The organism is Clostridium prolinivorans, assembly GCF_004011155.1.
GTDB classification, from domain to species: domain Bacteria; phylum Bacillota; class Clostridia; order Clostridiales; family Clostridiaceae; genus Clostridium_AT; species Clostridium_AT prolinivorans.
Genome location: NZ_RJWG01000001.1, coordinates 532,237 through 549,154 on the forward strand (window position 1 = coordinate 532,237; position 16,918 = coordinate 549,154).

The 16,918-nt window shown below is 27.4% G+C and carries 10 protein-coding genes, 1 pseudogene and 2 other annotated features (1 of these 13 cut by a window edge); of the genes and pseudogenes, 4 read left to right on the forward strand and 7 right to left on the reverse strand.

From position 1 onward, the window contains the following. Positions 1-133, reverse strand: a binding site (T-box leader); it reaches 78 nt to the left of the window's first position. A 219-nt stretch (positions 134-352) separates the two neighbouring features. From EGD97_RS02615 to EGD97_RS02625, 3 genes and pseudogenes are all read right to left on the reverse strand, one after another. Continuing rightward, positions 353-1,123: a MurR/RpiR family transcriptional regulator gene (locus EGD97_RS02615; protein WP_127836425.1), complete on the reverse strand. Its 771-nt coding sequence runs from the start codon at positions 1,121-1,123 to the stop codon at positions 353-355. A gap of 308 nt (positions 1,124-1,431) precedes the next feature. Continuing rightward, a complete protein-coding gene (locus EGD97_RS02620; protein ID WP_078681388.1) occupies positions 1,432-2,757 on the reverse strand; it encodes a 6-phospho-alpha-glucosidase in 1,326 nt (441 codons plus the stop codon). Between the two features lie 70 nt (positions 2,758-2,827). Beyond that, positions 2,828-4,382, reverse strand: a pseudogene (locus tag EGD97_RS02625) (alpha-glucoside-specific PTS transporter subunit IIBC). Between the two features lie 450 nt (positions 4,383-4,832). Between EGD97_RS02625 and EGD97_RS02630 the strand changes: the two are divergent. Continuing rightward, positions 4,833-5,060, forward strand: a complete 228-nt coding sequence (locus EGD97_RS02630) for a FeoA family protein (protein WP_127836426.1) — start codon at positions 4,833-4,835, stop codon at positions 5,058-5,060. Positions 5,061-5,095: 35 nt separating this feature from the next. Next, positions 5,096-7,213, forward strand: coding sequence for a ferrous iron transport protein B (gene feoB, locus EGD97_RS02635; protein ID WP_127836427.1), 2,118 nt, complete (start codon positions 5,096-5,098; stop codon positions 7,211-7,213). Positions 7,214-7,359: 146 nt separating this feature from the next. On the opposite strand, the gene EGD97_RS02640 is transcribed toward feoB, so the two are convergent. The 4 genes from EGD97_RS02640 to EGD97_RS02655 form a co-directional block, all read right to left on the reverse strand. Further along, positions 7,360-8,073 (reverse strand): polysaccharide deacetylase family protein, encoded by a 714-nt coding sequence (locus tag EGD97_RS02640; RefSeq protein WP_078681384.1) that lies wholly within the window; start codon positions 8,071-8,073, stop codon positions 7,360-7,362. A gap of 180 nt (positions 8,074-8,253) precedes the next feature. Then, a complete protein-coding gene (locus tag EGD97_RS02645) occupies positions 8,254-10,446 on the reverse strand; it encodes an ABC transporter ATP-binding protein (RefSeq protein ID WP_164850144.1) in 2,193 nt (730 codons plus the stop codon). A 1,145-nt stretch (positions 10,447-11,591) separates the two neighbouring features. After that, entirely contained in the window at positions 11,592-13,319 is a 1,728-nt protein-coding gene (locus EGD97_RS02650; RefSeq protein WP_127836428.1) for an ABC transporter ATP-binding protein, read from the reverse strand. A gap of 43 nt (positions 13,320-13,362) precedes the next feature. Next, positions 13,363-13,806 (reverse strand): MarR family winged helix-turn-helix transcriptional regulator, encoded by a 444-nt coding sequence (locus tag EGD97_RS02655; protein WP_127836429.1) that lies wholly within the window; start codon positions 13,804-13,806, stop codon positions 13,363-13,365. Between the two features lie 666 nt (positions 13,807-14,472). Beyond that, positions 14,473-14,736: a binding site (T-box leader), on the forward strand. Positions 14,737-14,787: 51 nt separating this feature from the next. Here EGD97_RS02655 and ilvB point away from each other — a divergent pair. After that, the gene (gene ilvB, locus EGD97_RS02660) at positions 14,788-16,470 is read left to right on the forward strand and encodes a biosynthetic-type acetolactate synthase large subunit (protein WP_127836430.1); all 1,683 of its coding nucleotides are present in this window, start codon (positions 14,788-14,790) and stop codon (positions 16,468-16,470) included. Next, on the forward strand, positions 16,460-16,777 hold the full coding sequence (gene ilvN / locus EGD97_RS02665; protein ID WP_127836431.1) for an acetolactate synthase small subunit: 318 nt from the start codon (positions 16,460-16,462) through the stop codon (positions 16,775-16,777). The genes ilvB and ilvN overlap by 11 nt, the downstream gene beginning before the upstream one ends. Positions 16,778-16,918 lie beyond the last annotated feature (141 nt).

Here is a 16,918-nt window from a genome sequence, read left to right on the forward strand (position 1 = left end):
AACGGCTTACCCTACTAAAAATTCAAGCAGCTTCTTAGAGGCTCTCTTCCTTTTTTATATTCTGCAAAGCTTCCACCATCCTCTGCTCTCTATAAGAAATTTAAAAAAGTACTCTTCTCATCAACGAATTTTTATATAAAATATTTACAACATATTATACTGTCTTATGCAAATTATGTCAATATTATATTAATTCACATTTTAATTCTTTAATATTGATTTATGATAATTTCTTAATATATCATAATTAATTATATACCAAATACAATATTTTAGTATGATAATCCACATTTTAATTTTAAATATTTACAATAATTTTTACTTATATAAATTTTTTAATATAATATTGTTATTAATCGATTAATTTTTCTTGCTTTTGCTGATAAGTAATATAATGTCTAAACAGTACTTCATTTAAAACAAAAAAAAATGAAAAAGTTTCAGATGTAATCCCATTAGGAAGATTTATAGTTGATGTCGTTACATATAAATTATGCTTTGTCATACTTGAAAGCTTATTATTACTAAATTTTGTAATAGATATAATTTCTACTCCTCTTATTAATAACTCATTTATACAATTATAAAGAGAGGTTGTATTCCCTGATAAAGAAATAACAATGACAATATCTTTCTCTGTTATACTAGGAGTTATTATTTCAAATTCAGTATATCCTTCAATTATGTGAAAATATTTATGTGCCGCTAAAAATGTTCTCTTTAATTCTTGTGCAACAGTTAACTGCGCTGTTCCTGTTCCATATACAAAAACCCTCTCAGCATTATATATTAACTTACATATCTCTTCAAAATCTTTTTCTTTAATAAACTTTATATTTTCATTTAAATCTGAATATAGTTTTTCCATATAATCACTTTCATTATAATTGTTTTCTTCTTCTTCCTGCCACTTTAAATATACTCTAAATTCACTATATCCTTTAAATCCTAATTTTTGTACAAAGCGAAGAATTGTTGTTCTTGATACATTACATTTTTTCGCAATTTCATTAATACCTAAATCACAACATTTTTTCTTATTATTTAAAATATACTTTAATATATATAAATCATTTTCATTTAATTTGTTATAATTGTTATTTACCAATTCTTCTAATTTCATAATATATTTTCTCCCCTTCTCATTTACTTTATTTATACATTATACTAGAATATTACAGTAAATAACAATTATCTTTAGTTATAAAATATCAAGTTACAAAGTTAATGTAAACATATAATAAAAAATAATATTCTTTTATAAAATATATTATTTTATTTTTCTATATTATATATAGTTTTTATATTGGATATCTAAAAATAAAACTGAACAGTATAATTAACCTGTTCAGTTTTATTTAAATTTTACTTTATAAATTTATATCTTATCAAATAAAGCCTTAAAACAATCAAATTTATTTAAATATTATATTACTTTAATTCAGGCCAGTATTCTTTGTTTACCTCAATTAAATCATCTAAAATTTTCTTAGCAATATATGCACTAGGAACAGTTTTTGATAATGTAATAGCTTGCCATAATTTTTGATAAGATTTTTCTATCCATGCTTCTACTACTAATTTTTCAACAGACACTTGTTGTTCCATTAAACCTTTTTGAAATTGTGGAATTTTGCCTATTCTAAGTGGTTCTGGGCCATTACTACCTACTATACAAGGTATTTCAACCATTGCTGTTGAATCAAAATTTTCTATTGCTCCATTATTTTCAACGATTAACAACATTCTTTCTTGTGTATTATAAGCAATTGCACGTGCTAAATCAACAATATAAGAAGCATGTTCATCAATATGAAGTTCACATCCTTTTGTTGATTGATTTTCTATTATTTTTCTGCATTCACCAAATACAAATTTTTCACGTCCATCCATTACTTCATTTGCACGAGTATATTCTTTATTTGAATGCTGAACTACATAATCTGGAAATAAATAATATTTTAAATATGTGTTTGGTAAAGTTTCTGGATCTACTGCATATACATCTTTAGCTTTAGCAAATGTATCATCCCAGCTTGGATCAGTGTGTTGATTATCTCCATTTGAAACTACATACCCATATTTAGAAACATGTTCTTTTAATTTAGGCATTAAATCATTACCTTCTCTGTCTCTTATATCTGACCACCATCCAAAATGATTAAGACCATAGTATCTTACTATCATTTCTTTTCTTGATTTTATGCCTAATATTTCTGCCATCCTTGTTTCTATTCCTATTGGCATATCACAAATATTTAATATTTTTGATTTTGGACGTAGCCTTCTTGTAGCTTCAGCTACAATTGCTGCTGGATTTGAATAATTTAGCATCCAAGCATTTGGTGAATATTTTTCCATATAATCTATTATTTCAATTATAGGCCCTATGGAACGCATTCCATATGCAATTCCTCCTGGTCCACAGGTTTCTTGACCTACAACATTGTATTTTAATGGAATTTTTTCATCTAATTCACGCATTGCATATTTACCTACACGTATATGTGCCATAACAAAATCAACATCTGTAAATGCTTCTTCTGGATTTGTAGTTGCTAAAAATTCAATTTCTGGAGCTTTTTCTTTTAAAATTATTTCACAAGCTTTTGCAACAACATCCTGTCTTTCTTGGTCATTATCATAAAACTTAATTTTACGAATAGGAAATTTATTTAGATTATCTAATAGCATTAAAACAATGCCTGGTGTAAATGTACTTCCTCCTCCTGCTATAACTATAGAAAATTTTTTCATAAAAAGTCCCTCCTAAAAGCTTTTATTTTATATATCATTCGCAATTAGTAATATACGAATGTCAAATAATCTAATTATTTACAAGTAAACTTTCAAATTCTTCTCTTACTTGAGGAACGGATAACCCTACTATAACTTGAATAGCTTTTCCGTTTCTCACTACTCCATGAGCACCAGCTTCGCGAAATACCTTATCACTTGCTAATTTACTTTCATCTTTTACAGTTACACGAAGACGAGTTGCACAATTGGTAACATCTTCAATATTTTCTTTTCCACCTAAAGCTTCTAAAAATTTAGCTGCTTTACTTTGCTTATTTTCTTTAACAGATGTAATTTCTGCTTGTTTTGCTTTATAATCTGCCTTTGTGTAAAGTTTTGTTTCTTCTTCATCTTGTTCACGTCCTGGAGTTGCAAAATTAAATTTTAAAATTAAGAAGCGAAATACAAAGAAATAAATTGCAGTAAAGCAAAGTCCTATAACTATCTGTGTTAAATAAGTGCCTGGATGGTATTTAAATAATGGTAGCCAATTTTGCGCAGCCCATTCAATTATTCCTCCTCCAAAATTACCTACCACTCCAAAAGCAAATAATGTGGCCGCTAAAGTTGCTGCTAAAACTGCATGCACAGCAAATAATGCTGGTGCTATAAATAAAAATGTAAATTCAAGTGGTTCTGTATGTGGCTGGTATTAAAAGCCCTGCAACGACTTTCTTTTTTTCTGGCTTAGCAGTTGAATATATCGCTAATGCAATTCCTGTACATCCAAAAATTTTTGATGATCCATGTAAAGCAAATCCTCCTGCAGGGAACATTTCTTTTAAAGAATGTGCTGTTGTTGCAAAATCAGCTAAATGATTTGGCCAATAAGCAGCTATACCATTTTCTACTACTGCTGGTCCAAAAATAAATGGTCCATAAATAAAATGATGTAATCCTGTTGGAATTAAAATACGTTCTAAAAATGTATATAACCATACCCCAAAAACACCAGATGAACTTAAAAATCCTTGTAATGCTCCTATAGCATTTTGAATTTTAGGCCATATTAAACACATTAAAAATGCAGTAGGAATCATTACAATAAATCCAATAATTACAACAAAAGATGAACCTTGAAAAATTCCTAAATAATCAGGTAATTTTGTTTCAAAATGCTTATTGTGAATATAAACAGCTATAGCTGCAATTAAAATTGCTCCAATCATTCCAGTGTCAAGAGTTTTAATTCCAGCAATCATTGTTAAACCGCTTGTCCCACCAACTTGTGTATCAAAGTTAACACCAAAATTTACTCCCCATAAAGTAAGTATAGCGCTAATAAAGTAATTAAATGTTAAATATATCACTAAAGATTCTAAACATGCACGTGCTTGTGCTTTTTTAGCTAAAGCTATAGGCAATCCTACCACAAATAAAAGAGGAAGTTGTCTAAAAGTAGTCCATGCACCTTCTTGAATTACAAACCAAAATTTATACCATAATCCATTAGGATTAGCTAGTGACCCCATAATATCTTGATTCATAAATAAAATAGATATACCAACAGTTATTCCAGAAAAAGCGAATAATAAAACTGGTACAAACATAGCAGCACCAAAACGCTGAATTTTTTGCATCATAATACTTCTCACCCCTTAAAACTTTTTAAAATAATATAATCTAATATGAATTATAAATACTTAAATATAAATAATTTATTTGTGTTTATTTTGTATAATTTTATGAAAGTACTTTCATTGGTTTTATGATATCAAAGCTAGTAAACATTTGCAAGATATTTAGCCCTTTCAGTTCTTAATCTCCTTAAATGTGATTCTTCACTTTTTAAGAGAATTTTCACAAATTTAGTTGTATATATTGACATTTCATTTTATAAAAAGAATCTTTTATAGAATTTAAAAGCTTATTTTTTATATGAAATTTTTATTTTATATTGTTTAATTAATGAACTTTCAAATACATTTTTACATATTATAATATTAGCTTGATTAAAACAATTATATAAATTTATAAACCTTAAAGTTAAAATATTAATAATATATTTATAAAAAATTATAGGAGGTAATTATATGTTAAGTCTTAATGATGCAGCTGTAGGAAGTTATGTTTCAATTGAAAATTTATCTTCAACTGGAATGTTAAGAGAAAGAATGCTTGCACTTGGTCTAACAAAAGGTTCTAAAGTAGAAGTTGTTAGAAGAGGACCTTCTGGTGATCCAACAATTTATAATATTCATGGAGCTATGATAGCTCTTAGAAAAGAGGAAGCTTCATTAATAATTATTAATAATAAATAATCTTAAATATTCAATAATATTTTGGGAGGTTCATAATGGGGTTAACATTCCAATCTACCAAAAACGCTGCATTAACGGATATATTTAAAATTGATAAAAAAGATGGAGAATATATTATTGCTCTTGCAGGCAATCCAAATACAGGGAAAAGTACAGTTTTTAATGCATTAACTGGACTTAAACAACATACAGGTAATTGGCCTGGTAAAACAGTAGTAAACGCAAGAGGAGAGTTTAAATATAAAGGTAAAAATAACATATTAGTGGATCTTCCTGGTACCTATTCTTTATTTGCTTCTTCTTCTGAGGAAGAAGTTGCAAGAGATTTTTTATGCTTTGGTAATTCTGATGCTGTAATAATAGTTACCGATGCTACCTGTCTTGAAAGGAATTTAAATATCGTTTATCAAGTTATGGAGCTTACAAATAATATAATACTTTGCATTAATCTTATAGATGAAGCTAAAAAGAAAAATATAATAATAGATAAACATGGGATAGAAGAAGAATTAGGTATTCCAGTAGTTCTATGTGCTGCAAAAAGTAAAATAGGTATAAAAGAGCTTAAAGAAACTGTATATAAAGTTACTACAGGTCAAATTATACCAAGTCCCAAAATTATAAAATATCAAGATTATATAGAAGAAAAAGTTAATTTAATAAAACCAATTATTGAAGAAAATATTCATGATATAAATTCTAGATGGATTACTTTAAGACTTATTGATGGAGATACAAAATTTATAAAATCTATTTTAAATAATATAAACAATGAATCACTTGAAAAATTATTAAAAATAAAAGATATATCTATATCAGATGAGTATAAAAAAAATATTAGAGATGATATATCAGAATCAATATATAAAAAGGCTGAAAATATAAAAAATAAATATGTAAAAGAAAATTCAACAAAAATAAATAGAGATAGACTAATTGATAATTATATAACATCAAGAATTTTTGGAATACCATTAATGCTTTTAACTTTAGCATTAATATTTTGGATTACTATTGTTGGAGCAAATTTACCTTCTGAAATATTATCAAATTTTTTCTTTAAAATTGAAAACAAACTAACATTATGGCTTTTAAATATAAATGCTCCAAATTGGATTCATGGGATTTTAGTTCTTGGAATTTATAGAACTTTATCTTGGGTTATATCTGTGATGCTGCCTCCAATGGCAATATTCTTTCCTATTTTTACAATACTTGAAGATTTAGGATATCTGCCAAGAGTTGCATTTAACCTTGATCATTTATTTAAAAAAGCTTGTGCTCATGGTAAACAATGTTTAACAATGTGTATGGGCTTTGGATGTAATGCAGCTGGAATAACAGCATGCAGAATAATTGAATCTCCTAGAGAAAAACTTATAGCAATTTTAACAAATAACTTTGTTCCATGTAACGGAAGGTTTCCTACTTTAATTGTAATATCTACAATTTTTCTTGCTTCAAAAGGCAGTACAAATTCCGGTATTTTACCAGTTTTGTCTGTTACAAGTTTAGTTATTTTAGGTATAGCTATAACATTATTAGTATCATACACTTTATCTAAGACAATATTAAAGGGAATACCTTCTACTTTTACATTAGAACTTCCTCCTTATAGAGTACCCCAAATAGGGAGAGTTTTATATACATCTATAATTGACAGAACAATATTTGTTCTTTGGAGAGCAATAATAGTTGCGATTCCAGCTGGTGCTATAACTTGGATACTTGGAAATATATATATTGGAAATTTAAGTATTATAAATCATATATCTATTTTTCTTAATCCAATTGGGAAATTAATTGGATTAGATGGATTTATATTAATGGCTTTTATACTTGGACTTCCTGCAAATGAAATTGTTTTACCTATACTACTCATGGCTTATTTATCAACAGGTTCCATGGTTGAATTTAAAAGTATAGATACTCTTAGAAAAATATTAATTGATAATGGATGGACTTATCTTACAGCATTAAATTTTATGTTATTTAGCTTACTTCATTGGCCTTGTGCTACCACTCTTTTAACTATAAAAAAAGAAACTGGTAGTTTAAAATGGACAATACTTTCAGCAATTATACCAACAATAATAGCATTTTGTGTATGCTTTATAACTACTGTAATATTTAAAACATTAGGTTTAGGCTAAAAATACAGTAAATAATCAGCTTCTAATATTAATATTTAATTTAATATTAGAAGCTGATTATTTATATATAAATATAACATTTTTATATATAAAATCAAAATCACTTATAATACTATTATTATATTAATATAATACTTTTAAATGTTTTATTTAAAATAATACTCTGGAGTATTTTCATCTATAATTTTAAACTCATATCCTTTATTTTTATAAAATTTTATAATTTCAGGTAATGCTCTACAAGTATTTTTATGCATATAATCACAATGCATAAGTAAAATTATAGGATTTTCAACATCTTTAATTTTAGTTGCTTGTTTAAATATTTGATTTGGAGACATTTTGGGATTTATTCCATCTTTAGAATCTATATTCCAATCATATATTTTAAAATTATTACTATGAATTAATTTCAAATTTTCTTTGTTTAATCTATTCCTGCTTCCTCCTGGAAATCTTAATATAACAGGTTTTACTCCTATAACTTCATTAATTTTTTTCTGAGTTAATAACATTTCTTCAATAAAATATTTATTTCTAGAATATATTTTTTTTATATTATGAGTATAGCTATGTAATCCTATTCCATGGCCTTCATTATTTATTCTTTTTACAATATCCTCATTTCCTTCAATTTGATTTCCTATAAGAAAAAAAGTAGCCTTAACATCATATTTATTTAAAACATCTAATACATCTTCTGTAATATTGCTTGGGCCATCATCAAATGTTAAATATATTATTTTATTTTCACTTTGATTATTATCCATTTTTCCTAATACATTATAACTATAAATATTTGTAAAAAAGCAAATTAACAAAATAGAAATTGTAATAATTTTAAATAAAAATTTTTTCATCATAACCCCTCCTTTTTTACACTTCATTCAATATTTTGTATCCAATAAAATTTTATATACGAAATAAATAATAAAACATTTAGGGTTAAATGGAATTTTAAACATAAAAATAGAGAGTACTTTTCAGCACTCTCTCTAAAGTTAATATTTTTATTTTTAAAAATGCATATTATTAATATTTTAAATAGCCTCATCTTCTAAATTTGCACCTAAAAATTGACTATTATAAAGATCTGCATAAAATCCGCCTTTTTTCATTAATTCTTCATGATTGCCCATTTCGATAATTCTTCCTTTATTCATTACCAAAATATTTTCCGCATCACGTATAGTAGAAAGTCTATGAGCAATTACAAAACTTGTTCTACCCTTCATTAAATTAGCCATAGCCTTTTGAATTAATGCTTCTGTTCTAGTATCAACACTGCTTGTAGCTTCATCAAGAATTAAAATCTTAGGATCTGCAAGTATTGCACGAGCAATAGTTAAAAGTTGTTTTTGTCCTTGTGAAATATTAGTTCCTTCTTCATTAACAACTGTATCATAACCTTGAGGTAAAGTCCTTATAAAGTGATCTGCATGTGCTGCCTTTGCAGCATTTACAATCTCTTCCATTGTAGCTCCTTCTTTTCCATAAGCTATATTATCCTTAATTGTTCCATTATATAGCCATGTATCTTGAAGAACCATACCAAACATTTTACGTAATTCACTGCGTTTTATATCTCTTATATCAACGCCATCAATTTTTATTCTACCTGAATTTATTTCATAAAAACGCATTAAAAGATTAACAAGAGTTGTTTTTCCTGCCCCTGTAGGTCCAACAATAGCAACCATACTTCCAGGTTTTACTTCTAAATTCATATCTTCTATAAGAGGTACATCTTCTACATATCTAAAATCTACATGTTCAAAAGTAACTTCTCCTCTTGGATTTTCTATTACTATTGCATCTTCTTTATCTGGAATTTCTTCTTCTTCATCTAATATTTCAAATACACGTTCAGCACAAGCTATTGTTGATTGAATTATATTTGCTATATTAGCTGTTTGAACAATTGGCATAGTAAAAGATCTTGAATATTGTATAAATGCAAGTATATCTCCTAATCCAAGTAAACTTTTAGTTATCCAAATACCTCCAACTATACTAATACCTACATAACCTATATTACTTATAAAATTCATAAGTGGAAACATTATACCAGATACAAATTGTGCTTTCCATGCTGCATTTTTAAGTCTATTATTTATAGATTCAAATTCTTCTATTGAATCTTTTTCGTGACAAAATGCTTTAACTATTTTATGACCTGTATACATCTCTTCCACATGCCCGCTAATTAATCCAATTTCTTTTTGCTGAACTGCAAAATATTTTTGAGATTTCTTTGCAATAAGCATAGTAGCTATAATATATAAAGGTAATGTTGCCATTACTATTAATGTTAATGAAGGACTTATTGTAATCATCATTATAATATATCCAATAATAGTAATAACAGCTGTAATTATTTGTGTTAAACTTTGCTGTAATGTAGTAGCTATAGTATCAACATCGTTAGTAACACGGCTTAATATATCACCATGAGCATTCATATCAAAATATCTAAGTGGTAATTTTGCAAGTTTTGCATCTACTTCTCTTCTTAAATCACGAACAGTTTTTTGTGAAACTCCTGACATTACAATACCCATAGTTAAATTACAAAGTGCACTAATTAAATATATACCTATTAATATAAGAACAATATTACCAATATAATGAAAATCGTATTCTCCATTAGTTTCCCTTATTGCATCAATTACTGAATTTATTTGATCATCAGTAAAGTTTACATTTTCTTTAGGATCTGTTGGAGCATTTTCCATAGTATTTTTCATTTCCTTGCCTAAATCCAAAATCTTTTTAGATACATCTGCCTTTTGATTTGCATCTGTTAATGTATCTAACTTTGGAAGTGCAAGAAACTCTTGTAATGATTTTATGCTTTTAGAATCTATTTTTGAATCAGTATTATTAGAAACAGTATCTATATCTGGCATTTTACTGAATATATCAAGCATTTGATTTACAACTTTTGTTTTTTCATTAGCATCAGTTATTGTATTTATCATAGGCAACTTAAGTAATTCTTTAACGCTATTAAGTTGTTCTGTATTCATAATATCGTTTGATTTATTACTCTCTATATTGGGCATCTTATTTAATATATCAACCATTTTAATCACAGTTGAATTTTTTTCTTTTGAATCTTTAATAGAACTTATATCTGGCAAAGCTAATAAGTCTTGAATAGTTTGTAAATCTGATTTATTTATTTTAATATCAGAATTTCCACTGCTGCCTATACTAGATATATCAGGCATACTCTTAAATATATCGATAAGTTGAACTAAAGTATTCTTTTTCTGTACTGGATCTTTAATATTATTAATCATAGGAAGTTTTAATAATTTTTGTACAGCATCTGTAGTCTTTTTATCTGCATTAGTACTAATATTTGAAGATTTAGCAGTAAAATCTTTCATTGTTGAAATTTTAGAATATACTTTGTTCATTGTTGCTGTATCAAGCTGCATAGAACTTTTTGCTTGACTGCTGCTTCCAGGTAAATTTTTTGAAATATCCATGAATTTTTTAATTACATTAACTCTTTCGTTCCCACTTTTAACAGTACTAAGCATTGGAAGATTTAATAATTCTTTCATAGTAGATAAAGATTTCTTATCTATTTTATTATTTTCAGGCATACTTTGAAGTATATCAATAAATTGAATAGTAGTTTTTACTCTTGTTGTTCTATCTTTAGTTGCGTCAATCATAGGAAGCTTTAATAATTTTTGAAATGCTTCCATTGTTTTAGCATCTGGCATATTAACATCTTGTTTTGGTACTTCAACTCCATTTTGGGCAGCTTGCTGCATCTGCTGTTGCATTTGCTGCATTTGCTGCATCTGCTGATTAATTTGAGATACCATGCTCTTTTGTACAGAAGCCATTTGTTCTGTTATTTTATCAACAGCAGTTTTTTGTCCATTTAATACTCCTTGATATACTTGTACCGCCATAGATTCATAAATTTCATCTACAGCTTTAACTTGAGCATCACCCATTTTAGTAGTTATTTCATCTACTGCTTTCTTTTGCCCATCAGCCATTTTATTATTAATTTCGTTTATAGCTTCTTCTTGAACATCTCCCATTTTGTCTTTCATTTGATCTAATGCTTCATTTTGACCTTTTGATAATTCTGATAGCATTTTACGAGCCATATAAGCATTTTGAAGTTTATTCATTGCTTTACTTGTTATTTTAGGAGCTGATATTGCAAATGTTGTACTCATTATTGCAAATATAACAACAATAATTAAATTAATTTTATGAGGTTTTAGATATCCAACAAGTCTTTTAAAACTACCTTTAAAATCTTTAGGTTTTTCTACTGGTCTTCCAAATCCACCTCTACCACCGCCGCCTCTTATTCTCACAGGTCTTTTGCTTTTATTATCACTCATGCTATCTCCTCCTTTGAAAGCTGTGAGGCTACAATTTCACGATATACATCACAATTATCTAATAATTCTTTGTGAGTTCCCATCCCCACAATAGAACCTTCATCTAAAACTATAATTTTATCAGCATCCATAATAGTTCCAACTCTTTGCGCAACAATAATTACAGTTGATTCTTTTGTTTCATTTTTTAATGCAGCTCTAAGTTTTGCATCTGTCTTAAAATCCAAAGCTGAAAAACTATCATCAAAAACATATATTTCAGCTTTTTTAACTAATGCACGAGCTATAGATAGACGCTGTTTTTGACCTCCAGATAAATTGGTACCACCTTGAGCAATTTCATGCTCATATCCTCCATCCATTGTTTCTATAAAATCAGCAGCTTGTGCAACTTCAGCTGCATGTTTAACTTCTTCATCTGTTGCATTTTTATTTCCAAATCTAATATTTTCAGCTATTGTTCCTGAAAATAAAACTGCCTTTTGAGGTACAAAACCTATTTTGTTTCTAAGATCTTTTTGAGAAATTTCTCTAACATCTACGCCATCTACTAAAACACTTCCACTATCTACATCATAAAATCTTGGAATTAAATTTACCAATGTAGATTTACCAGAACCTGTACTACCTATAATAGCAACAACCTCTCCTGGATTTGCTGTAAAAGAAATATTTTTAATAGCTGGTTCTTCAGCACCTTGATAACTAAATGTTACATTTTTAAATTCAACATATCCCTTGCGTTCAAAATTATTTTTAGTTTCTTTTGCATCTGTTATTTCTGGTACAGTATCAAGTACTTCATTAATTCTTGCTACTGCAGCTTGTGCACGTGGAACCATAATATACATCATAGCAAACATAAGCATTGACATCATAATTTGCATAGCATATTGAGTAAATGCAGCAAGAGCACCTAAATCCATATTGCCTTCACTTATACGAATTCCACCAAACCAAAGAATTGCTAAAGAAGTAAAATTCATAATAAGCATTATAGAAGGCATCATAAATGCCATTATTTTATTAACTTTAATATAATTGCTTGTAAGATCTACGTTAGCTTCATCAAAACGCTTGCTTTCTTTTTCTACTGTATTAAAAGCACGAATAACTCTTATACCTGTAAGTTTTTCATGTAATACTAAATTAATTTTATCGATTTTTACTTGCACCTGTTTAAAAAGAGGAATTAATTTTGATGCTATTAATCCTATAGTTATTATAAGAACTGGTATTGAAACAGCAAAAACTAATGTAAGAGGTTTATCTTTTTTTAACGCCATAGTAATACCACCAATAGCCATAATTGGTGCACTAATCATCATACGCATTATTATAACAGTAACTGTTTGAATTTGTGTAATATCATTAGTTGTTCTAGTAATAAGAGTTGATGTACCAAATTTATCAAATTCATGTAGTGAAAAACTTTCAACTTTTCTAAATACCTTGCTTCTTAATATTGCTCCAAGATTTGATGAAACTTTTCCTGATAAAAAACTTGCTAAAATTGAACAAATAACTATTCCTAAAGCAACCAATAACATCGTTCCACCAATTTGTATAATTTTATTTGTATCTCCCTGCATAACCCCATCATTAATTATATCTGACATCAAAGTTGGAAGATAAAGATCTCCTATGGCTTGTAAAGCCACAAGTATAAATACAGCTATTACCATAGCAGCATATGGCTTTAAAAATTTATATAGCCTAATCACTATTAACCATCTCCTACCATTTAAAATAAATTTAATTAGCTATCTAATTTCTTTTATTTGCTTTTATTAAATTATCTCTTATCTGCATAAGCAACCTTCTTAATAAAATTTTCTCATCTTCTGTTAAGTTGCAAAAACACTCTTCTGTCAATACTTTCATAGTACTTTTTAATTTTTCACAAGTTTCTCTGCCTTTTTTAGTAAGATAAACTCTTAATATTCTTTGATCTTTATCATCCTGTTTTCTTGTTATAAGTTCTGATTTTTCCATTCTTTTTAACATCACAGTCATTGTAGCAGGACTAATTATTAACTTTTCTGCAAGTTCTCTTTGGCTTTGACCATCTTTGCAATAAAGTGCAAAAAGCAATGGTGGCTGCCCTGGATAAATTCCTAGTTTTTCTAGTAAATTGTGAGAACGGGCAAAATGGAGTTTTATTATTTCAGCAAATATATGGTATAAACTATCTCTATTGTACTCATTCATCATATGCCTCCTTTGTTTATCACTATCTCAACAATATTACTTAGTTATCTAACATTGTTTATGTTATCACTTAGCCGTCTAATAGTCAATATATTTTTTCCATTTTTATAAGTGTAATCCTTGTCATTTATTTAAAATTATAAAAAAATTATATACATATTTTAAAATTATTATTAATATATTATTTTATTTCATTAATTATACTTGAATTAAATCAAAATTATTATAAGCAACTATTAATTATTATTTTATTTATATATACTTTAAGTTAAAAACTAAATATAATCTAATAAAACTCCTCTACTATTATATTAAAATTTTTAAAATCTTCTATCAACTAGAAACACCTCTTATAGTATATAAATATATATAAGAAAATTTTTTAGTTTTTTATATTTCCCTGTCTTTAGCAACTTCTCTTATAACATATATAGTAAAAAACTAATTATCTCTGTTTTCTTGGTTATGTCTATATATATATCTTCTCTTATAACTTATATAGTAGAAAGACTTATTATAGCTAATCATATAACATCACAAACATTAAATATTTTTTATAATTTTATTTATAATTATTTATTTTTTACATATAATTAAAATAAAATTGTAAAAAGCTATTGACTATAAAAGATTTATGTTGTAAAATTTCTAAAAATAGAATTTTCAGAAAAAATCTTGATGAGGAGGAGTATATATATATTCCAAAGTTTAGAGAGGGAAGGCTGGTGAAAATTCCCTGAGGAAATATATAGAAGGTAGCCTCGGAGTTGTTAAATGAAATCAATATATAATAAAAATATATTGAAAGTAGAGTTAACCGTAATTCCACCGTTAAATGGAAAATAGCATTTATTTTATTTGTGCTATGTTTGAGTGTGTATTTCTATACGAATCTAGGTGGTACCGCGGAGTTAACCCTTCGTCCTTGTTAGGATGAAGGGTTTTTATTAACAAAATAATCTAAATAAAGGGGGCATTTTTATGAAATATAGTGGAGCAGCTATAACTATTAAATTATTAGAAAGACAAGGAATTAAAAATATTATAGGAATTCCAGGAGGTTCAAATTTACCTCTTTATGATGCTTTATACCAAAGTAGTATAAACCATATATTGGCTAGACATGAACAAGGGGCAGCCTTTATAGCTCAAGGTATGGCTAGATCTACTGGTGAAGTTTCTGTATGTTTTGCAACTTCAGGACCTGGTGCAACAAATTTACTCACTGCAATTGCAGACGCAAAACTCGATTCTGTTCCAATAATTTCGATAACAGGTCAGGTTTCCCATTGTGCAATAGGCACTGATGCTTTTCAAGAAGTTGATACTTATGGACTTACAATACCAATAACAAAACATAATTTTTTAGTAAGATCTGTAGAAGAATTATTTTATGTAATTCCTGAAGCTTTTAAAATAGCTAAAGAAGGCAGGCCAGGCCCTGTTAATATTGATATTCCTAAAGATATACAATTAGAAGAAATTGAATTTGATGAATGGCCAAAACCCTATAAATATGAAAAAATAAAAAATCCTGTTCCAGATAAATTTATTAAGAAAGCAGCAGAAATGATAAATAATTCTGAAAAACCTATTTTATATATTGGAGGAGGTATTATAAGTAGTAATGCTTCAGAAGCTGTTAAAATGCTTGCATATAAAAACAATATTCCAGTAGTCTCAACATTAATGGCACTTGGTTCATTTAATCATGATAATAATTTATATTTAGGAATGCTTGGTATGCATGGAGCACCTTATACTAATTTTTTAATGCATGAAGCAGATTTAATTATAGCCCTTGGTGTTCGATTCGATGATAGAGCTATAGGAAATACTGAAAAATTTTGTCCTAAGGCAAAAATAATTCACATTGACATTGATGAATCTGAAATAAATAAAATAAAACAGTCTCATTTATATATAAATGGAGATATAGATTATTCTTTAAAGGATATTTTATCTTATGTTGAAAATAATCCTAGAAAAAAATGGATTGCAAGAATTAAAGAAATGAAAAATAAACATCCTTTTATTATGCCTAGCAAAGATGAATATATGCATCCTATAAATATCATAAAATATGTAAGTAATATAGTTTCAAAAGATTCTATAATCACTACAGATGTAGGAGAGCATCAAATGTGGGTTGCTCAGGTATATCCTTTTAAATATCCACGTAACCTATTAACTTCAGGAGGGCTTGGAACTATGGGTTTTGGGCTACCAGCAGCAATAGGAGCAGCTCTTTCAAATCCAGACAAAGAAGTTATATGCTTTAGCGGAGATGGTTCTATACTTATGAATATTCAAGAACTAGCTACTTTAGCTGATTTAAATCTTAATGTAAAGATACTTATTTTAAATAATGGCCATCTAGGACTAGTAAGACAGCAACAACAGATGTTTTATAAAGAACATTATATAGCTTCAAAATTTATAACTAATCCAGATTTTGCAGCTATAAGCAGAGGTTTTGGTGTTAAAGCTTATGACCTTAGCAAAGAAAATGAACCTTTAAAACTACTCACAGAAGCTTTAATAAAACCAGGCCCTACCTTAATAAATATACCTATAAAAGAAAATGAAAATGTACTTCCAATTGTACCTCCTGGTGCAGGAAATACTGAAATGATAATAGGTGGTGAATATTATGGTAATTAATGATCTTTGTATTATAGAGTTAATAGTAAATAATCATCCGGGAGTTATGACCCACATTACAGGTTTATTTGCAAGAAGAGCTTTTAACCTTGAAGGTATATTATGTGGAAGAATCGGCGATGGAACTAAAAGTAAAATGTATTTACTTATAAATAACGATGATTCTAAAGAACAAATCATAAAGCAGTTAAAAAAACTTTATGATGTTTTGGAAGTTAATGTATTGAATTATTCTCTTAATAATAATATTTTTGATAATATAGATAAAATTTTAAAATTAGATATAGATATCAAAAATGAAAACTAAGTATAATTAAGTATAATATAGTAAAATAATAATCCAATCAAAAGCATATTTTATTTTATACAACAATATTTAGAAGTAAAGGCTTTTGTAGAGAGGATTATTATTTTACTAGAATTTATTCTTTAAAATTTTATATCTATA